The sequence below is a fragment of the Marinomonas primoryensis genome (genome assembly GCF_013372285.1).
Lineage (GTDB): Bacteria > Pseudomonadota > Gammaproteobacteria > Pseudomonadales > Marinomonadaceae > Marinomonas > Marinomonas primoryensis.
The window spans coordinates 2,994,350-3,013,933 of sequence record NZ_CP054301.1; the positions used below are offsets into that span (position 1 = coordinate 2,994,350).

The 19,584-nt window shown below is 43.7% G+C and carries 17 protein-coding genes; 4 read left to right on the plus strand and 13 right to left on the minus strand.

Annotated elements, in window-relative coordinates:
• Positions 1–17: 17 nt before the first annotated feature.
• Complete coding sequence (locus tag MP3633_RS13875; RefSeq protein WP_176335982.1) at positions 18–470, minus strand: DUF2798 domain-containing protein; 453 nt, start codon at positions 468–470, stop codon at positions 18–20.
• A 106-nt stretch (positions 471–576) separates the two neighbouring features.
• Between MP3633_RS13875 and MP3633_RS13880 the strand changes: the two genes are divergently transcribed.
• Entirely contained in the window at positions 577–1,032 is a 456-nt protein-coding gene (locus MP3633_RS13880) for a MarR family winged helix-turn-helix transcriptional regulator (protein WP_176335983.1), read from the plus strand.
• Positions 1,033–1,035: 3 nt separating this feature from the next.
• Here the strand turns inward: MP3633_RS13880 and MP3633_RS13885 are convergent, their stop codons facing one another.
• Positions 1,036–1,677 (minus strand): HD domain-containing protein, encoded by a 642-nt coding sequence (locus tag MP3633_RS13885; protein WP_244959654.1) that lies wholly within the window; start codon positions 1,675–1,677, stop codon positions 1,036–1,038.
• Positions 1,678–1,844: 167 nt separating this feature from the next.
• The gene (locus MP3633_RS13890; protein ID WP_176335984.1) at positions 1,845–2,456 is read right to left on the minus strand and encodes an OmpW family outer membrane protein; all 612 of its coding nucleotides are present in this window, start codon (positions 2,454–2,456) and stop codon (positions 1,845–1,847) included.
• A 288-nt stretch (positions 2,457–2,744) separates the two neighbouring features.
• Here MP3633_RS13890 and MP3633_RS13895 point away from each other — a divergent pair, with 288 nt between their 5' ends.
• The gene (locus MP3633_RS13895) at positions 2,745–3,626 is read left to right on the plus strand and encodes a carboxylate/amino acid/amine transporter (RefSeq protein ID WP_176335985.1); all 882 of its coding nucleotides are present in this window, start codon (positions 2,745–2,747) and stop codon (positions 3,624–3,626) included.
• A gap of 82 nt (positions 3,627–3,708) precedes the next feature.
• Here MP3633_RS13895 and MP3633_RS13900 read toward each other — a convergent pair whose 3' ends face one another.
• Positions 3,709–4,428 carry a YccT family protein gene (locus tag MP3633_RS13900; protein ID WP_244959656.1) on the minus strand — a complete coding sequence of 240 codons (720 nt, stop codon included), beginning with the start codon at positions 4,426–4,428 and terminating at the stop codon, positions 3,709–3,711.
• Between the two features lie 273 nt (positions 4,429–4,701).
• On the opposite strand from MP3633_RS13900, the gene MP3633_RS13905 reads away from it, so the two are divergent.
• Positions 4,702–5,739 (plus strand): GGDEF domain-containing protein, encoded by a 1,038-nt coding sequence (locus MP3633_RS13905; protein ID WP_176335986.1) that lies wholly within the window; start codon positions 4,702–4,704, stop codon positions 5,737–5,739.
• A 203-nt stretch (positions 5,740–5,942) separates the two neighbouring features.
• Here the strand turns inward: MP3633_RS13905 and MP3633_RS13910 are convergent, their stop codons facing one another.
• From MP3633_RS13910 to MP3633_RS13950, 9 genes are all read right to left on the minus strand, one after another.
• On the minus strand, positions 5,943–6,422 hold the full coding sequence (locus MP3633_RS13910) for an MgtC/SapB family protein (protein WP_112137182.1): 480 nt from the start codon (positions 6,420–6,422) through the stop codon (positions 5,943–5,945).
• A gap of 204 nt (positions 6,423–6,626) precedes the next feature.
• Complete coding sequence (locus MP3633_RS13915; protein ID WP_176335987.1) at positions 6,627–8,045, minus strand: esterase-like activity of phytase family protein; 1,419 nt, start codon at positions 8,043–8,045, stop codon at positions 6,627–6,629.
• A gap of 229 nt (positions 8,046–8,274) precedes the next feature.
• The gene (locus tag MP3633_RS13920; protein WP_176335988.1) at positions 8,275–8,805 is read right to left on the minus strand and encodes a hypothetical protein; all 531 of its coding nucleotides are present in this window, start codon (positions 8,803–8,805) and stop codon (positions 8,275–8,277) included.
• An 87-nt stretch (positions 8,806–8,892) separates the two neighbouring features.
• Positions 8,893–9,240 carry a hypothetical protein gene (locus MP3633_RS13925; protein WP_176335989.1) on the minus strand — a complete coding sequence of 116 codons (348 nt, stop codon included), beginning with the start codon at positions 9,238–9,240 and terminating at the stop codon, positions 8,893–8,895.
• Positions 9,237–12,425, minus strand: a complete 3,189-nt coding sequence (tssI, locus tag MP3633_RS13930; RefSeq protein ID WP_176335990.1) for a type VI secretion system tip protein TssI/VgrG — start codon at positions 12,423–12,425, stop codon at positions 9,237–9,239. Before tssI ends, MP3633_RS13925 begins: the two co-directional genes overlap by 4 nt.
• A 124-nt stretch (positions 12,426–12,549) precedes the next feature.
• Positions 12,550–13,068: an Hcp family type VI secretion system effector gene (locus MP3633_RS13935; RefSeq protein WP_176334764.1), complete on the minus strand. Its 519-nt coding sequence runs from the start codon at positions 13,066–13,068 to the stop codon at positions 12,550–12,552.
• A gap of 240 nt (positions 13,069–13,308) precedes the next feature.
• Positions 13,309–13,596, minus strand: a complete 288-nt coding sequence (locus MP3633_RS13940; protein WP_176335991.1) for a type VI secretion system PAAR protein — start codon at positions 13,594–13,596, stop codon at positions 13,309–13,311.
• A gap of 226 nt (positions 13,597–13,822) precedes the next feature.
• Positions 13,823–15,424 (minus strand): isocitrate lyase, encoded by a 1,602-nt coding sequence (locus MP3633_RS13945; RefSeq protein ID WP_176335992.1) that lies wholly within the window; start codon positions 15,422–15,424, stop codon positions 13,823–13,825.
• 78 nt (positions 15,425–15,502) lie between these two features.
• Positions 15,503–17,692 (minus strand): malate synthase G, encoded by a 2,190-nt coding sequence (locus MP3633_RS13950; RefSeq protein WP_176335993.1) that lies wholly within the window; start codon positions 17,690–17,692, stop codon positions 15,503–15,505.
• A gap of 145 nt (positions 17,693–17,837) precedes the next feature.
• On the opposite strand from MP3633_RS13950, the gene MP3633_RS13955 reads away from it, so the two are divergent.
• Complete coding sequence (locus MP3633_RS13955) at positions 17,838–19,364, plus strand: DUF3612 domain-containing protein (protein WP_176335994.1); 1,527 nt, start codon at positions 17,838–17,840, stop codon at positions 19,362–19,364.
• Positions 19,365–19,584: the final 220 nt, after the last annotated feature.

A 19,584-nucleotide genomic window follows, 5' to 3' on the forward strand; every position in this document is an offset into this window, starting at 1 on the left:
CCACCCACCACATCAAACTAAGCGGTTTTGGCCCAAAAAGCGGTCAATTTTGGTTTTATGACAATCGACATCAATATTGAAAACACAATACCAGCAGGCAAAGCCGACATCAGCGTAGTGGTCCATGAATTCAGGAAAGCACCTCGCTCTAAAAAGCCATGCAAGTTTATCGTCGTAACCACCGCCATAACAGATTCCATTATAATGGCCATAATCAAACCAAAAACAATATTACGCTGCATGGAAGATAATCTAGACAAAATAGCATTAACAAGGTGATGGACCAAATACGAAAGAATGCCACCAATCGGCGCAATACACAGTACACACAAAGCAAAAGAAGATAACCACGCCCCCATAAAATGATCGGCAAAACCAATATTTCGCCACGTCATTAAAAAGGTTAAGGTTCCTCCCATAGCAATCACTAAACTGGCAACAATAGATATTTTCTGAACTTTTAATGACATACGTCTTCCCTCTAGGAATAGTTTGGATAAAATACGCAAAACAAATTGACAAGATCAACTATATTAAATTATGTTGACAAGGTCAACTATATTGGATAAAAAAATAATGAATAACCATGAATCTGAGTTACAAACGCTATTAATCAGCACAATCAATGGGTTAAAAATATCCATGAAAAGCATCATGAAGGAACAAGGCATTCCCTTATCGCCTTTGTACTTTATGATTCTGAAACGCATTCACAACACCGAAAATTGCACGGCAAACTTTCTTGCGGATGTGACAGAAAAGGACAAAGGACAAATTACGAGATTGGTCAAAGAAGTGATTGCCGAAGGATTGGTCATAAAACGTCCCAATCCAAACGATAAACGCAGCCAGTTTTTGCAATTAACAGACAACGGACTGGCCTGTTATATGGCGCTTGAAAACGCCGACAAGGCGGTATTAAAAGAAATGAGATCAGAAGTGAGCGATGAAGAATTACAGCAATTTTTGTCCGTAGGCGCAAAAATGCTAACAAAACTAAACGCCATCAACCACAAAAAAGAGCGCGGATAATCATTAGATCTCCAGTGCCAATTGCGCCAAAAAAGCACGCATAACCGATTCGCGGCGCTTGCCTTCGGCTTGAGCAGATACCGTATTTAAGCTATCGGCTATACGGAATAACTTGTTATAAAAATGGTCGATAGAATACTGTGCATCATCCGGCTCACGATCCTCACAAAATGGATCATCGAGTGAATAAAGCGCCCTATTTAACGTACCGCTGACTTGCATACAACGCGCAATACCGATCGCCCCCAGTGCATCCAAACGATCGGCGTCTTGTACAATTTTAGCCTCCAGGCTTTCAAGTGGCACATTGGCGCTAAAACTGTGAGCTCGAATAGCATGATGAATAGCGGGGAAATAATCGGCCGGATATTTAATAGAATGTAAAAAACCAATGGCTTTGTCAGCGGCCAACGTCGAAGCAAGATGCCGGTCCGGATGATTTTTTGGTAACGAAACACAGTCGTGTAACCACGCCGCAGGCATTACCACTGACATATCCGCACCTTCATCCAGCGCCAATTGCTGTGCCACTTTTACCACTCGATAAATGTGGCTCACGTCGTGCGCCACATCCGCAGCGCCTTGTGCTTCTAAAAACGTTCGGCAATGGTTTTCAAATTCGCTTTCTAACGCTGACAACATCATGTTTCCAATTCATATTGAATAATTCGGACAAGCCTATATCAAATACCATGATGAAAACACACCATGGTGACATTAATAAAAGTGTGTAAAAACAAAAAAGGCTTTGATTCAATCATCAAAGCCTTTTCCCTTTAGACGCTTTCCTACCTACTTAATCCATCGTCTCATTAGAAGGTATAACCCACACTGGCCATAAAGGTGATTGGATCAATATCGGCGTCAATCGTTCCGACTGTCGTGTGAACGTCGGTATTAATATCCATGTACCAAATAGACGCATTGGCAAACCAGTTTTCGGCGAAGTTCACATCCACACCCAATTGAGCGGCCAAGCCAAATGAATCATCCAAACTCACATCGGTTCCCGCCAATGTGCCTTTGCCTTTTTCATCAAAGAAAACCGTGTAATTCAAACCTGCACCAACATAAGAGCGAATTTGGCTATTGGCTTGGCCAAAGTAATACTGCGCCATTACCGAAGGTGGCAAGTGCGATACCTCAGCGACTTCGCCAAGCCCTTTAGTAGAAACTTTATGAGTAAAAGGTGTCGCGGCTAGCAACTCCACACCAAACTGCTCTGTTAGCATATACGTGAGTGTTACGCCGACTTGAGTGTCATTATCCAACTCCAATTCACCGGTGTTCAATACGTTATCACTGCTTTCATTCGGCATAACCGTTGCAAAGCCAGCTCGGACGAATAAATCGCCGGCGTCATGAGCCAAAACCACAGAAGAGCAAAGTGTTGAAATAAGGGCAATAGGAAGTAAAGCTTTCATAATCAAATCCTTCTTTTTAATCAAACAACATGTCTGTGAACAAAAAATAGCAGGATAAGGAATCAAACTATTAATATAGATCAAGGTTTTATTGCCCTTTCGAACAAGCCACCAAATCCATTGACATAGGTCTGATTTTAGAGCGATTCATACCGTGGCTCATGCCATATATAAAGTCTCATTTTGAAAAAATCAGTAAACTTTATTATTTTAAAAAGTAAACTAATTTACCTACTGTATGGAAATCGTTAGACTTACGACAAAATCATCCAAATGGAATCCATTCTCATGCCAATTCTTATTGCCGTCACCCTTTTATGGGCGTTTTCCTTCAGCTTGATTGGCGTTTATCTCGCCGGCCAAGTCGATGCCTGGTTCTCTGTATTAATGCGAGTCGCTCTGGCTACTGTCGTATTTTTACCTTTTTTAAAGCTTCGTGAAATTGAAGCCAAAATAGCGCTCAAACTTATGATATGCGGGGCTTTACAGCTTGGCATCATGTATGGTTTTTATTATCAATCCTTCCTATACCTGTCAGTTCCTGAAGTCTTGCTATTCACGGTGATGACACCACTTTACGTCACTTTGATTAATGACATGTTAGACAAACGCTTCAATATTGGCTTTGCCGTCAGTGCGCTCGTGGCTATTCTTGGCGCTGTTGCCATTCGCTACCAAGGTATCGATGAAGGCTTCATTAAAGGCTTACTGATTGTTCAAGGTGCCAACATTTGTTTCGCAGCAGGGCAAGTAGGTTATAAACGCATCATTGCAAAAGAGCGCCCAGACCTATCTCAACGCACGGTTTTCGGCTGGTTTTTCATAGGTGCATTGGCGGTGGTTATTCCTTGTTACCTTGCGCTAGGTAACCCTGATAAATTACCGACCACTACTCTTCAATGGGGTATTTTAACTTACCTAGGTATTGTGGCTTCGGGCCTTGGTTACTTTGCTTGGAACAGAGGAGCAACCATGGTTAACGTAGGAACATTAGCGGTTGCAAATAATTTACTGATTCCCGCTGGCATTATTGTTAACGTGGTTTTCTGGAACCGCGATGCTGACATCGTTCGACTGGCCATTGGTGGCAGTATTATCTTATTGGCACTTTGGCTGAATGATAAATTCAACCAACGACTCGCTGCGGCCAAAGCTGCTAACGCAAGCTAATTGATAACTTAGGTAAATCTAAGCCAAATGGAAACGCCCAGCATTGGCTGGGCGTTTCTATAATACGATGCCTAGAAAAACATTATTCTACCAGCCAAGCTTGAAATGCTTTTTTCGCCTCTCTATCGGCTTTATTAAACCAAAACTGCGACATTTCCAGCTGGATATTAGACACTGACGGCTTATATAAGTCGTCAGCAACCCAGATACGCATCTCTTTTCGAGTCGCATCATCGGATCGGTTATACCAAAACTGCATCATTTCTAGCGCAACATTTTGAGTCAAAATGACCGGAGCTAAGACAGGAGCATCATCTATAATTGGTTGGTTTTTTGCCGTGAAACGTTCAATTTCGGTAACGTAATCACGCGTATTTTGAAACCCCGACTTCACCGGTAGTATTTGATGTTGATAATCTACTTCTTTGCCACTGCGATCATCAAAAAGGGTAAACGTAGGCGCCTTAGAGTAAGCTTCTGCCTGTTTTTGAGTCGAAATATAAGGCGCTTTCACCGTGAAGTAATCATTCTTTTCAAATTGTAAGTCCAGCACAATAGGCTCAGATTGATACGCTTGAGTATCGCCACCACTGTGCAACAATTTATTAAATCGTACGACAATTTGGTGCTGACCTTCATCAACCTCGACCTTAAAGTCATTACCGAACTGCCTTGCGCCTTCAAGGTCAACGTACATAATTTCAAACGATCTAGGTACTTCAAACGTCGCCGCCTGAGCTGGTAATGCCATCACACAAACAGACAGAAAACTACTCGCGACAATTCGATTTTTCAATCCCACAATATACTCCTTACAACAAAAACAGTGTAGTTGGTAAATCTAGCATATTGTTCTATCTAATTTACTGAGTCTTCTCTGCTTTCAAAGAGCTTGCTGAATGTTGTCTTCTTTCGTCTGTCACAACACCTGTATTAGGAGCCGGAAATAATAGAAAAATACGAATACGCTTTTGAATCTAGGGTATGATCAATCAATAATATGTTTACTAAACAATCAAATAGAAAAAATAATAACCATTACTATTAACTGTATCAGGAACGACTTCACACTATCATGCCTAACAACATCCAAGCCGAACTCAGCCATAAGTTCACTCTGCGAATCATAGAAATCGTCTTTACTACCATCGTATTATCTCTAATTTTTAGGCCCTTCTTTATTGATTTACCTATCTACTTCTTGTTGATTGGCATTGCAGATTTGTTCTTAATGACAGGGTTTTATTTTATCGTGCGGCTTAATTTATTACCAAAATGGGAAATTACGCTCTCCTTACTGATCGCCCTTATTATCATTCTTCCTACCCTTGCAATTTCCGGCGGTGTTAATAGCCAAATGGTCTACTTTTTGCCACTTTATCCAATTTTGGCAGCGCTTCTCGGTGGGCATCGAGAATCTTTAGCTCTTACAGTTACCCTCGTGGCAGGCACTATTTTGGCGACCATATTTAGTGAGTATATTGTAGACTTAACTGGCGGTGTCTATTCCAAAGAGATGTCCACGGCTCGTGGCTTTTGGCTTACTATTTCCATTATTTTAAGTGCTTTTTTTGGGCACTTCTTTCTTCAACGCTACACTGAAGTAACCAAGCAACTCAAAGAAGAAAACACGCTAGACCCACTGACTGGATTACTTAACAGACGCGGCTTAAACACCCACTTTAGCAAAGAGCTAGAAGAGACAGAGATTACCTCTTCACCTTTAAGTCTTATCCTAATTGATATTGACTACTTTAAAAAAATAAATGATAGATACGGACATGACGTTGGAGATATATGTTTGATTGAAGTCGCCAATGTTCTTTCAAGCACACTGAGAAAGCGCGACATCATTGCTCGGTTTGGTGGTGAAGAGTTTATTGTCATTCTCCCAAATACCACAAAGAATCAGGCTGCACTCATCGCTGATGATCTTAAAAATGTGATCTCTAAACAAAAATTCAGTGATTTCAATCTTCCTATCACCATCACATTAGGTGTAACCGATAGCCGTGGCCAACATGACAATGCACTTAAAATGATAAAACGAGCGGACAAAGCACTTTATAGAGGCAAAGACAAAGGACGAAATTGCGTAGAGCTGTCCGAATAGAGCATAATTCAACCAAAAAAGAACAACCTAATAGTTATAAATATATAAACAAGGGTGCTTTTGATCGGAGGGTCAAACACGCAATAAATGCTGGGCCAATTGGCATTAGTCTCATCAAAATTCATTTTATCTTGATTACCACTGACTCATATCACGACATCACTTAGGCCTCTATTTCTAATAGGATAGAGCAATAGTGCGTCTTAGTTTCTTTTACGCCAGCTACTGTACTTTGAATGCACTCCTCGAGTAAAAGCAGACGAATATTCTTCCAAAAGATCCACTCCATATAAAATAGCAACCAAGATGAGAGACAGTTTGATAGCCACATAAGAATCGACAATGGCAATACACACACCGACGGAAGCAAGCGACCAAATAGTCGCAGCAGAAGTCACTCCGATGACGGCTCCGTCTTTTGAAAGCATCACCCCAGCACCAAGGAAACCAATCCCCGTAATCACCTGCCCTATTATCCTAGATGGATCTGTAATGTCAGCAGCAACAAACATTGACGATGCAATAAATACATAGGTTCCCAAGACGATTAAAGCCGAGGTTCGAATACCCACTGGCTTACCTCTCAGCTGCCGTTCTAAACCAACAATAACACCACAAAAAACAGAGGTAAAAATCGCCCCCCAACTATAGGGAGCAATAGAAAATAACGAATCTAAACTCATACTATCTTTCTTAGGGCAAACGCCGCAACAAGGTGAATGAAAGGAACAATACCATGGCGGATACTGTACTGAATTTTTAATCTTAGTACAGAGTCGAGTGATGAGCTAAATCAAATTAATAGAAACTACACATCATAAAAAAAGGAATGCACTGCGGCATTCCTTTTTACTTTACTCAACTTAATAAAGCGCAATCTAAAGTTACTAATTGCCCATCAGGTCGGCGTTAATAATATAAAGTCGATTCGAATCAATCGTATGATTATCAAGATGCTTTTGCTCTAGCTTACCTTTCGTCGACCAAGTCGCGAAATCGTCATCGTTTAATACACCAAGATGATGACCATCAATCACCCACAAGCCTTCCATTTTATCATGTGGATAAGAAACGGCTTTCACCATGTCGATCACCAGTGCTTTATTGACCGGTTTGATGCCTTTTTCTGCCAATGCGTCCCAGCCATATGTGTTGGCGAATTGCTCTAAGGTCAAGCCATCAATCATCAATCCATGACTCGCATCTCGCGTGATAGAACTCGACAAAGCAACACTAGAAAGCGGTGTACCGGTGCTTAAGTCAATACGATACACATGCTTCTGAGCATTCGGGTTGGCTTTAGACTCACCATTTGGCCCACCTAATAAGAAGCTGCCATCGCGTTCAATCACCAAAAACTGATTAGCGGTCAACGTAGAAATCTCAGAGTTTGCATTTTCGGCTTTTTCTTGGCGGTATAAGTATTGCTCAGTATTACCATCCGTTAAGTTCACCGTGACGATGCGAGTCAAGTTGCCCTTTTGAGCCGCTTTATCTGGGTTCTGCATGGTTGATTGCATAATACCGACCAAAGTGGTCTCATCTGGCGAAATGGCCAAGCCTTCCATTCCTCGATTCGCCCGACGATGTTGGAATACGGCAGGTAAATAGAACATATTGCGAGTATCATTTTTAAACGCATTAATTCGGCCAATTTCTACGCCATTTCTATCAAAGTGAACAATATGGGGGCCATACTCATCACTCACCCAAAATGTACCATCTTTTAGCGCGACTAAACCTTCACCATCTAAACCGTAATCATCCAATTTAATAGGATTCGTGTCCTTGTTATAAGGCTTACTGTCATTCATTAAAACGGGTTGTCCATTGGAATGATACGGCGTTTCACCTGTGCCACCTAATGCAGACGTATTCGGCAAACCAGAGATCAAACTGCCTTCTGGACGTTTGAGTAAAATGCTTTTTACCATAGAAATCGAGCCATCAGATTCTACTTCGAACAAACCAATACGTGGCGTATAAGAAGCCACAGGAAAGCTTTTCCCTTTACCGTATTCGCCCGTGTAATTCGCGTTTGGACCACGATCGGTTAATGCGTAAAACTGATTCGCTTGGTTCGGATTCGCCGTCATCGCAGAGCCAAAACCACCATTACGAATTTCAAAGGGCTGATTGGTTTTCCTATCAATAAGGTCTCCACGCAATACAGAGTAAGGCAATTCACTCCCCTGCTTCGGAACGTTATCCACAAAACTAGTTACCGCTTGTATCATTCCATTGTTTGCGCAACCCGATAGAACACTGATTGAAAACAAACTAACCAACCAAATCTTACCCGTCATTTTCTACCCCTGTTAATGTGATAGCACTGCCGTGCTTTGATTATTTTCACCATAAGATAAAGACTGGCCATGACGGTTTGATGACCTCTTAATAAAACATACAACCCAAATAATAAAAAAGGTCAGCCGTAAAACGGCTGACCTATGAAAAAATTAATAGATAAAAAACTATAAAGGTATTATTTACCAGTGCGTTAACAAGTAATTTTCATTCTCGGAATGGTGAAATTCACACTTTGGCTGGGCCTAAATTAAAGTCCATATTGAGTAGGGGTTGTTGTATGCGTTTAACGTCTTCCGCTTCTGTACTACCTTTTTGATAGCTTGGTCCTGCATTCTTCGCCAGTTGTTCTAATGCGGCGGAAACCTTTAAGACTGAGGATTGAAGAATGGGGTCGGAAACCGTTGTCGTGGTTTCTTCCGTTGCCTCTGCTTCATCGCTTTTCTTGTCTGATACAGTAATAGGAACGGCTGAAGTAGTCATATCTGCCAATGGCGAATCAGGGGCTTCAATGCCTTCAATGCCTTCAATGCCTTCAATCGTTTCAAGGTCCGCATCGTACTCTGGTGATGTGGCGCCCAGTGGCCGTGCTGCTGAGAGGCCACTGAACCCACTGCCAGATCCTGCGCTACCGCCCGTATTTAGGTTAATAGCAGAACCAACGATGTGAACGCCGGCTGCGTCTATTTTGATGAAGCTACCACTAAACTTGTTTAATATTGCTTCTTTAAATTGACCTGAATGCCTTTGATAGTTCACTTGCTTTAACTTACCGCTCCCTGTTTATTTGTAAATTAATTTAGGCGACAACTATCCTGACACAGGGGGATACTCGTCTTTAAAAAATTACCTACCTGTAGGTTCGCAAGTTATCGAGTTTTCATAAAGATCTGCTTTACACTTTTGCTCATTCCATGGAGCAGCAACAATAAACGATAAGACAGCTCTTACAGATAAATGAAGCTCAACCGCATATACTGATGGATGGTCTCTGGTTAAATTAATACCGCTACTACCCATATCGCAATATTTTTTAATATCATTCTCTTCTATATCACCACCATATATACAATGATCATCACTTTTAATGTAAGCAACATATGAACCACTCTTAGCATAATATTCATATTCACTAATATCATCTGCATAAATTAAAAATGGGAATGATAAAAAAATTAAAAATATGATTTTCATTTTATTTCCTCATATCTTCTTTTAAATCTATTAGCATCAACTCCATAAATTTCTCTCCATTCTATTTGACGAAACATGACTTTATATAGGTTAGATGTTTTACCAAATATTCCCTCACTCAAATCCTTATAAACCGCTGGTACAATTAGTTTCCTAGTATTACCTCGTGCGTCATTAGAACCGGTGTAATCGCCTCGATAAGTTAAGTCAGTTAATACGTCTATAACGTTCTGCGGCAAAGCACCCCAATCAAGCACTGCACCACCTAAATAGGCAGTCCTCACATCATCCTTTATTGTAAGTCGTTTCGCTTCTTTCACATAAAAGCCATATATTTCTAAAAACAAAAAGTGCTGCATTTTACGAGTAATTGTCTGATCATCTGCTGGAACTTGAGCATTCAGCGTTTTCCAATGCTCATACGCGGCCTGTTTTTTCTTACCAGCACCTTCTTTTAGCCAAGTTAATAAAGCATCTGATATTGGTCTAGCGTACTGAGCCGCGCTATCAAAAATAGAAGCTACTTCACTCGCCGTTCGACTGCCAATATCCAAGCCACGGCCTATCGTAATCCCTGAGTTACCAATCACCTCCCCATTACGGTTGGGGATATGCGCTATACGTGAAAAATAGTTACCTCCTTCGTCATCATCTCCTTCCGAATCAAACGTCAATGACCCTTTAGGAACAGTGAGCCATTTCTCGTCCATTTCATCATCAACATACTTCCATCCCTCCATTAACGCTTCATCCAAGCCCAATAAAGTGTATTGATCTATGACGCCATTTTGGTTGTCTAGGCTATAAGCGGCGTGAGTATTATTGGTGGCTTGGTAGTTTTCTTGAAACAGTTTAACCGCTGTTTCAGTTTTTGAACCGAAGTCACCGTCGTCTTTGGCTGGGCCTAAATTAAAGTCCATTTTGAGCAGGGCTTGTTGTATGCGTTTAACGTCTTCCGCTTCTGTACTACCTTTTTGATAGCTTGGTCCTGAATTCTTCGCCAGTTGTTCTAATGCAGTGGAAGCCTTTAATACGGAGGATTGAAGAGTGGGGTCGGAAACCGTTGTGGTGGTTTCTTCCGTTGCCTCTGCTTCATCGCTTTTCTTGTCTAATACAGTAATAGGAACGGCTGAAGCAGCCATACCTGCCAATGGAGAATCAGGGGCGTCATTGCCTTCAATCGCTTCAAGGTCCGCATCGTACTCTGGAGACTCAGCCCCCAATGGCAACGCCGGCAATGTCCCGCTAAAGCCACTGCCGGATCCTGCGCTACCGCCCGTGTTTAGGTTAATCGCTAAGCCAACGATGTGAACGCCGGCCGCGTCTATTTTGATGAAGCTACCGCCCACTTTGATGGTCATTTCTGAGGCGGCTTCGAGGACTGCTTTGCTGCCGCTTTTAAGATGAATTTCTTGCGCGGCGTCGAGTATCGCTTTCGAACCCACTTTTTGTTGTAGGTTACCGTCGATGATGTCGGTTTTGTCTTTGACGACGTTAAGGCGGCATTCGCCCTCGATGGTTAAGTGGCTGTCTTTTTTGATCTCGGTAAAACGGTCATTGCCGATGTTGACATGCTGGTCGTGACCGATCTGGGTGAGTTGGTCGTTGAGTATGTCTTCTTGTTGGTCTTTTTGTGCGTGTAGGTACACTTTTTCATGATCAACTTGGTCTTCAAAACTGATTTCGTTGAAGCCTTTGCCTTGGTGGGTGTCACTTCGCCAGACGGTTTTGGTTTTGTGTTCTGGTAAGACGTACGGGGGCGTGTTTTTGGCGTGGTAGGTTCTTCCTGTCACGATGGGCTGATCTGGGTCACCGTTTAAAAAGCTGACGATCACTTCACTGCCAATACGGGGGATCGCCATCATGCCATGTTGGTTCCCAGCCCAACCTTGGGAGACGCGTATCCAGCACGAACTTTGGTCGTTGGCAGCGCTGTATCGGTCCCATGGAAAGTGGATTTTGACTCGTCCATGGTCGTCGCAGTAGATTTCTTCGTCTTGGGGGCCGACAACGGTGGCCATCATTGGGCCATCCACGTTGGGTTTGGGCTGTGGGGTGGCCTGCCAGTTGGTGGCTGTGGGAATCAGGGTAAAGGTGTTGTGGTAGGTCGTTGCGCCGGTGTGACCTTCTTCTTCTAGTGCCTGAGGCTGATTGCCTTGATGGGTCACTTGCACTGGCACCCACACTTGGTTCATTTTATCGTCGATGTGATCGGTGACGGTGATTCTCGCCCCCGCCTGAATCGCGGCGTCGTTGCTTTTACCGACGACGGTGTGAGCGGTTCGACGTAGATATTCCAATCGTATGCGCGCAAAGGCTTTGCCTGTTTCGTCGTCTTTGAACCGCCCTGGCGAATCAAAGTATTCATACGCTTGATGCTGGTAATCCATGTCGTGGCCTTCTTGTTGATGCAAGAAGCGGTAATCGGGCTTTTTAAAGCTGTAATCCTTGAGCACACTTTGGCTTGGAAAGGATTGGGTGTGTTCGGTCAAGGTGGAGATATAAGGGCTATTGTCTACACCACCGGACAACACGTTGTAGGGAATGGCACGATCATGCAGGGACATGGACTGGCTTTTGTCGACGACGTTAAGGGTATGTTTTCCCTTGAGGTAGGTACCTTCTTCGGACAGTGCCATGGTTTCATTGGTGAAGTAATAGACCCAACCTTCTTCAGAGGCTAAGCGGTGTAAAAAATGTAAATCCGTTTCACGGTATTGCACACAGAATTCACGTTGCTGTGGTGGGCGCTGTAGGGTGAAAAGGTAATCGGTGATGCCCATTTCTTCGAGCAGTTGGACGATGATTTCTTGCGCGCTTTTCTTTTGGAAAATACGACTGTTGTGACGCAAAGCAAGACGTTCAAGGGCAGGAACAAGACTTAAGGCATAGTAAGTATGGTGGTGACCTGTGTCGCCTTTTTCAAAGTGGCGGACAATGCCATGAACTCGCTGTACTAACAGACCATTACGAACAATACGCAATTCGGCATGCTTATCGACAATCTGATCGGCACTGAGGTCTGAGCGTCGACTGGCAAGCGTCAGTTGATACCGAAAACCATAACAGGGAGAGCCATCTTGTAGAAGGGTGTCCGATAAAGATTCATGCCCTTGGTACTCTCGTACGACCAAGGTGTCTTCTTCGATTCCGTCGAGGACCAATGTAAACGTCAATGTCGTCATACTACCTTCCTTTGTGATGACTGGGTGTTCTGTTTTCTCCGTAAACACGAAGGCATATTAACACACACAAAAACCGCCTGTGAACACAGGCGGTTTTATCAATCAGAGCCTCTACCATCGACGCTTACGCTTCGATGGGTTTACTCCAATCGTCCGAACCCGACGTGCCAGAGCTGACGTGGTCCCACGTGATTTTGCGGTACGCAAGTGACACCGCAATGTTTTGTGTGAAGTTGCCGTTTGCCGGATCTTGGCAATGGGGCATTTCACATTTGATGTCAACAATCACCGCGCCTTCCAGTGCCGTCACGAAGAAGTTTTCTTGCTTGCCTTCTGACGAGGTGCGGTACCATTTTAGTTCCACTTTAGACAACTTCTCACCAGAAGATAAAGCGTTGTACAGAAGAGGAACGGCTTTGTTCAGTGCCACCGTGAACACAAACGGCTTATGAACACGCTGGCCTGATGGGTTACCTGACTGAGGGTTCGTAGGTACGGTCACAACGTGATCAAATTGCTGTACAAGCATCTCATCATCGTGGCCTTCCAAGCCCACATCTCCGATAGAGTCGACCGACATCGCGCCTGCGGTGATCAAACCCTGAGATTCTCCTTCGAGAGAGATATAACATGGTGTTGGCATAGTAACATTCCTTATTCGTCGCATTGTAAATGGATGATGTTTTTCATAAAACACAACCAAGGTAATAGCAACAAGAGTGCCAACTACAAAATATCAATGATTTCAATTAGTTAGAAAATAATAATTCTATCATCGAGCAACAATCCGCCTGAGATCGAGCGGAAAGTTGCCCAGCGAGCAATAATCCGCTCGGTAGGCAATACTAATAAAAGGAAATATAAAAAGTGAAACGACATTAGATTAGCTTCCGATATTGACCGAAGCAGTGCCTTGCGTCACGCCACCGCAATCAATAGCTCCCCCTGTCAAAGCCGCTGGCTTGCCGTTAATAAACACAGAAGAAGAGCCTGCTGCGATGGCTCTTGGATGAGGTGGGTGTTTTGGTTTATCGTGAGGTTCTAATGGGTCTCCTACACGAGCGGCAGGTGATCCATCGTAATTCACATCAGGTGACCCTGCAGTCACTGGTGTTGGTGGAAATCCATCATGATCCGTTCCGACATCACCAACTTTGACTCCACTTGGCATAATCCATTACTCCTTAATATTTGATAACCAGCATTCTTGCTGTATTGACGGAATAGGCTACAAGAAACGGAGATACAAAAGCAAATTTTTATGCCTTAAAATAATCAACGTAGAAGCGCTTCCTGAAAATATTTTTATCGCTTTTTTAAGAACACAATAAAAAAGGCCAGCAGGGGGAAGACTGCTGACCTTTGATATCAATACAATCAGATTATTCTTCGCTTAATCAGACCGCAAATTGATTCATTGTATTGTCTTTGCCTGACGCTTTAAGCGCTTGTGCTCCAGAAAAATACTCTTTGTGATCATCCCCCATGTTTGACCCAGACATATCTTGATGCTTCACACAGGCTAAGCCTTGACGAATTTCTTTACGCTGAACCTCTTTCACGTAACCCAACATTCCCATTTCACCAAAGTAATCTTTCGCTAAATTATCCGTAGACAATGCCGCAGTATGGTAAGTCGGTAAGGTAATCAAATGATGAAAGATACCCGCTTGCGCCGCCGCGTCTTTTTGGAAACAACGAATGCGCTCATCTGCTTCGGCCGCCAATGGCGTAGCGTCATAGTCTTGTGACATCAACTTTTCACGCTGGTACTCAGCAACGTCTTTTCCTTCTGCTAACCATGCATCAAACACTTGCTGACGGAAGTTAAGCGTCCAGTTAAATGACGGACTGTTGTTATAAACCAATTTGGCATTTGGCATCACATCACGAATACGATTCACAATCGACGCGATCTGACCTATGTGTGGCTTTTCCGTTTCGATCCACAGTAAGTCTGCGCCGTTTTGCAACGAGTTAATGCAGTCCAATACCACTCGGTCTTCACCGGTATTTGGTTTGAAACGAACCAAACCATTCGCCAAACGAGCTGGCTTGATCAATCGATCACCCAGTTTGATCGCCATATCGCCGGATTTCATTTGTTCTAACGACGTCACTTCTTCGCCATCGATAAAAGCATTGTATTGCTCTGCCAAATCACCCGCGCTTTGCGATACAGGGATTTTCTGCGTTAAACCCGCACCCAAAGAATCAGTACGCGCAACGATGACACCATCGTCTACACCCAATTCTAAAAAGGCGTAACGAACCGCGTTAATTTTTGCTAGAAAGTCTTCATGAGGCACGGTTACTTTGCCATCTTGATGTCCGCATTGTTTCGCGTCCGACACTTGGTTTTCAATCTGAATACAGCACGCGCCCGCTTCAATCATTTTCTTAGCCAACAAATACGTCGCTTCTTCATTACCAAAGCCAGCGTCAATGTCTGCGATAATCGGCACAACATGAGTTTCAAAGTTATCTATTTTATTCTGCGCTGCTTGCTCGCGAACTTGATCACCTGCTTCTCTTGCTTCGTCCATTTCTTTGAATAGATGTTGTAGTTCACGAGCATCGGCCTGCTTCAAGAAGGTATATAATTCTTCAATCAAGGCTGGAACTGAGGTTTTTTCATGCATTGACTGGTCCGGCAAAGGGCCAAATTCAGAGCGCATCGCTGCGACCATCCAGCCTGACAAGTACAAATAACGGCTGCGAGTAGTGCCAAAATGCTTCTTAATAGAAATCATTTTCTGTTGGCCGATAAAACCATGCCAGCAACCCAATGACTGCGTGTAATTTGCTGGGTCTTTATCGTAACTAGTCATGTCTTCGCGCATAATTTTGGCGGTGTATTTAGCAATGTCTAAACCCGTATTAAAGCGGTTTTGCAATTGCATTCTAGCCACAAACTCAGGGTTCATTGCCGCCCACGTTGGGCCTTGTTGATTGATGGTATTGCTCGCTTGCTGGGTTTTATTGTTATAAGTTTGCATAGCATTTCTCACTCTTTAGGTTGTCTAAATTAATCAATTTGTAACGCTCTAATGTTTAAACTCTTTCAATTCGCTCGCTTAACTCGTTTCTTTCATCTGCACGCGATAAGCATGAAGCAATGGCTCGGTGTAGCCGTTAGGCTGAATAACACCTTTGTAAATCAAGTCTTGTGCTGCTTTGAACGCGAGGCTTGATGACCCGGTATTCTTTGATTCATGAGACATCATCGGGCGATAGCCTTCGGTGTTTTTGTTTTGCTCATCAACAACTACGGCCATGCGCTGCATCACGTTATCTACCTGTGCTTTATCGCAAATGCCATGCAGCAACCAATTTGCCAAATGTTGGCTGGAGATGCGTAAGGTGGCGCGATCTTCCATCAAACCCACGTTATTGATGTCTGGCACTTTGGAGCAGCCAACGCCTGCTTCTACCCAGCGCACTACATAGCCCAACAAGCCTTGAACGTTGTTTTCAACCTCACGTTCTATCACTTCACTCGACAAGGTCAGATTGTGAGGAATTATCGGTATACTCAGTAAATCCGTTAGATTCGCTTTAGGGCGTGATTTAATTCGCTCCTGCACGTCAAACACATTTATTTGGTGATAATGCAACGCATGCAGTGTCGCCGCGGTAGGTGAAGGCACCCAAGCCGTGTTGGCGCCTGCTTTTGGATGCGCAATTTTTGCTTCCATCATCGCCGCCATTTCATCTGGCATGGCCCACATGCCCTTACCAATCTGAGCTTTACCCGGCAAACCACATTGCAAACCGATGTCTACGTTGCGATTTTCATACGCTTGAATCCAAGGCTGATTTTTAATCTGATCTTTTGGCAAAAATGGCCCGGCTTGCATACTGGTATGAATCTCGTCACCAGTGCGATCCAAAAAGCCGGTATTGATGAAAAACACGCGCGATTTAGCCTGACGAATACACTCTTTTAAGTTCAACGTCGTGCGACGTTCTTCGTCCATAATGCCGATCTTGATGGTGTTTTTTGGCAAGCCCAACATCTGCTCTACACGACCAAACAGCTCGCAACTAAACGCCACTTCATCGGGTCCATGCATCTTAGGTTTAACAATATAAATACTGCCGGTTCGGCTGTTTCGTATGCCTTCGTTACGCTGTAAATCCAGCGCGCCGATTAAAGCCGTTACCACCGCATCCATAATGCCTTCTGGTACAAAATTGCCCAGTTCATCCTGCATCAAATCGCATTCCATTAGGTGGCCAACATTTCGAACCAATAATAGAGAACGACCATGCAAGCGGTACTCTTTGTTATGCAAATCCGTAAAGCAGCGATCAGGGTTCATACGACGCGTCTGCGTTTGTCCGTCTTTCTCGAAGCTGGCTTCTAGCGTGCCTTGCATCAAACCCAACCAGTTGCGGTAAACATCAATTTTGTCTTCAGCATCAACAGCCGCAACGGAGTCTTCGCAGTCAATAATGGCGCTCAGTGCGGACTCAATAATAATGTCATTAATGTTGGCTTTATCTTTCACGCCATTTTGGCCGTTACGATCAAAATGGATCTCTACATGCAAGCCGTTATTCTTCAATAAGACCGCTTCAGGATCGCTGCGCTGACCATTAACCGCCACCAGCTGAGAAGGTTGTTTCAAACCGGTTTGGCTTCCATCGTCAAAGAAAGCCAGTAAATGGTGGTAATAAACCACATAACTGCTCACATCTTTATGAGAACCACTTTCAAGAGGAAATACGTCATCCAAAAAGGCTTTGGCTTTAGCAATCACCTGTTCACCACGTGCAGCGTTATAGCCTTTATTGGTTTCCAGGCCCGTGGTTTTTGCAATCACATCGGTGCCATAAAAGGCGTCATACAAACTGCCCCAACGAGCATTCGCCGCATTCAATGCAAAACGTGCATTTTTAACAGGTACGACTAATTGCGGTCCTGCAAGCGTCGCAATTTCATCGTCCACGTTATCCGTCGTGATGGTGAAATCGTCTCCCTCTTCTACCAAGTAACCTATCTCACGTAAAAAATCCTCATACGCTTGAATGTCCATTGGCTGACCTTTTTGAGCAAGATGCCATTGGTCAATCTGCTGCTGCATAACATCGCGACTCGTTAATAATTGGCGGTTAATCGGCGCTAAATCAGAAATTAATTGTTCTAAATCTTGCCAAAATTTTGTTGGCTCGAGGGTATGAAAGGGAAGCACTTCTTCATTGATGAAGTTGCAAAACCCTGTGTGGATCAGACTGTTATTTTTAGGTAAGGGCATATTCATCTCGCTTTCCTTCTTTAGTGAGCTTTATTCTTATCTTTATAAAATTAGCCGCTGAGAAAACCGTTCCCGCTTGCTTGATTTATAGTCTATGCGCAACTAAGATAAAATTTCACAATAAGAATTACACAGTGTAAATTTTACAAAAATGAAAAATAAAAATAGCCTAAATCGCAAAGCCCATTTTCTGGGTACAAAAATCCGCAACCTACGTAAACGTAACCGTTTGACGATGGAAGACTTATCTGCAAGATGCATAAAAATCGACGCAGAATCTGCGCCGTCTGTGTCTTATTTGTCGATGATAGAAAGGGGGAAACGCATTCCCAGTGAAGACGTTTTGGAGGTTATTGCCAACGTTTTTCAAAAAAATGTCGAGTGGTTTTTGGATGATATTCCCGAAGAAGACGCCATTACGCCATCGAAAGGTTCTGGTGGTGGCATCAGCGGCATGGCATTAGAACCAAATTTTTTATTCTCCAAAGAAATACTGCAGATCGCCATTCCAGAAATGCTTTCTCAAACAGGCACCAGTGGCCGACAGTTCGCCCACCTGCTCATCCGCGCCCATCAGGAACATAACCAAAACCATTTTCCCGATTTGGAGCGTGCGGCAGAAGACGTTGGCCTTAAGCGCTTGCCATTAAGCCTTGACGAAATTGTCGCCATCACCAAACAAATGGGCTTGCAGATCAAATGGTTTCGTAAAACACCATTGGCAGTGTTAGAAAGCATGGGCATTGATGAAAGCCATGTCGTCACCTCTTTCTTTGATCCACCAAACACGATTTACATTAATCAGATCATGAAATCCCAACCACAGCGTTTGAAATACAACCTCGCGGTGCACATTGGCCATGCGGTGTTGCACGACAAAGACGGCATGAAAAATGTCTTAGTAACAGGACGCAATGAGATTTCGCCACTGCAAGCTCAGAACTCGAAGATGCAATCCTCAGGAATGGACGCGCAAGATATTTTGCATGCATGGCGGGATTTTGAATGCAGCTTCTTTGCCGGTGCGTTGCTTTGCCCTAAAGTGCCGTTTCGACAAATGCTGGATCGCAATGGTTACGAGATCAACACCGCGCAATTGGCTGGCGTGTCAGAATCCGTTGCCATGCGCCGTATGACAGCCGCTTCGCCTTATCCTCATTGGCATTATTTCGACGCTTACGCACCAGGCAAACTCAAAGCCGTGTACCGAGGAAATGGCATTCCATTACCTTGGGGAAACATGAGCATGGTGGAAGACCCTTGCCAACATTGGGCGGTGTTTCGAAAAATCAGCGAGCCGAGCACTGGATCGTCCGCACAAATATCTATCCTTAATGTCGGTAACGAACCGCGCATTTACGCGTGTGAATCGGTGAAGGTGCAAGACCTTGCCGGCAACAGCCACGTACTTTGCTCTGGTATCGACCTCAACCCTGCGATAAACGCGCAGGGTAAAGACGCCATTTCCATCGCAGACGATTTAAAGCAAGCATGCGTTGCTGGCGGTGGCTCGTCTCATATTCCGAAAAGCATCAAAAAAGACCTGATGAGCGTAGCTAAGATACTTAATATTAATTGGGTAGAGCGCGGCATAGAAAGCCACGCTCGGCTGATCTGCTCACGTGGCGCAGTCTGCCCAAGATCACCGAGTTGTTATCAGCAATGTGAAGTTAGGTAGTTTGTTGGAGAAAGTAAATTGGTGGAAGCCATGCCTTGTGGTGTTTTACTTGCGTCACTAACGTCGTCAGCGCAAAACGCCACAAGACATGACTCTCATACACCAATAGAAAATAATAAAATTATTTAGAGAAAATGAATCGGGTTATTTATAGTTTTTTTAAAAAGAAAGAACATCTCATGATGTATCTAATTCATTACAAAAGCCTAAAGCAACTAAA

Excerpts from the sequence above, each read along its gene's own strand:
- MP3633_RS13915 (WP_176335987.1), bottom strand. The coding sequence starts at position 8,045 with ATGACGGGTAAGATTTGGTTGGTTAGTTTGTTTTCAATCAGTGTTCTA.
- MP3633_RS13945 (WP_176335992.1), bottom strand. The coding sequence starts at position 15,424 with ATGCAAACTTATAACAATAAAACCCAGCAAGCGAGCAATACCATCAAT.
- MP3633_RS13880 (WP_176335983.1), top strand. The coding sequence starts at position 577 with ATGAATAACCATGAATCTGAGTTACAAACGCTATTAATCAGCACAATC.
- MP3633_RS13950 (WP_176335993.1), bottom strand. The coding sequence starts at position 17,692 with ATGAATATGCCCTTACCTAAAAATAACAGTCTGATCCACACAGGGTTT.
- MP3633_RS13885 (WP_244959654.1), bottom strand. The coding sequence starts at position 1,677 with ATGATGTTGTCAGCGTTAGAAAGCGAATTTGAAAACCATTGCCGAACG.
- MP3633_RS13905 (WP_176335986.1), top strand. The coding sequence starts at position 4,702 with ATGCCTAACAACATCCAAGCCGAACTCAGCCATAAGTTCACTCTGCGA.
- MP3633_RS13940 (WP_176335991.1), bottom strand. The coding sequence starts at position 13,596 with ATGCCAAGTGGAGTCAAAGTTGGTGATGTCGGAACGGATCATGATGGA.
- MP3633_RS13935 (WP_176334764.1), bottom strand. The coding sequence starts at position 13,068 with ATGCCAACACCATGTTATATCTCTCTCGAAGGAGAATCTCAGGGTTTG.
- MP3633_RS13875 (WP_176335982.1), bottom strand. The coding sequence starts at position 470 with ATGTCATTAAAAGTTCAGAAAATATCTATTGTTGCCAGTTTAGTGATT.
- MP3633_RS13955 (WP_176335994.1), top strand. The coding sequence starts at position 17,838 with ATGAAAAATAAAAATAGCCTAAATCGCAAAGCCCATTTTCTGGGTACA.
- MP3633_RS13895 (WP_176335985.1), top strand. The coding sequence starts at position 2,745 with ATGCCAATTCTTATTGCCGTCACCCTTTTATGGGCGTTTTCCTTCAGC.
- MP3633_RS13925 (WP_176335989.1), bottom strand. The coding sequence starts at position 9,240 with ATGAAAATCATATTTTTAATTTTTTTATCATTCCCATTTTTAATTTAT.
- tssI (WP_176335990.1), bottom strand. The coding sequence starts at position 12,425 with ATGACGACATTGACGTTTACATTGGTCCTCGACGGAATCGAAGAAGAC.
- MP3633_RS13890 (WP_176335984.1), bottom strand. The coding sequence starts at position 2,456 with ATGAAAGCTTTACTTCCTATTGCCCTTATTTCAACACTTTGCTCTTCT.
- MP3633_RS13910 (WP_112137182.1), bottom strand. The coding sequence starts at position 6,422 with ATGAGTTTAGATTCGTTATTTTCTATTGCTCCCTATAGTTGGGGGGCG.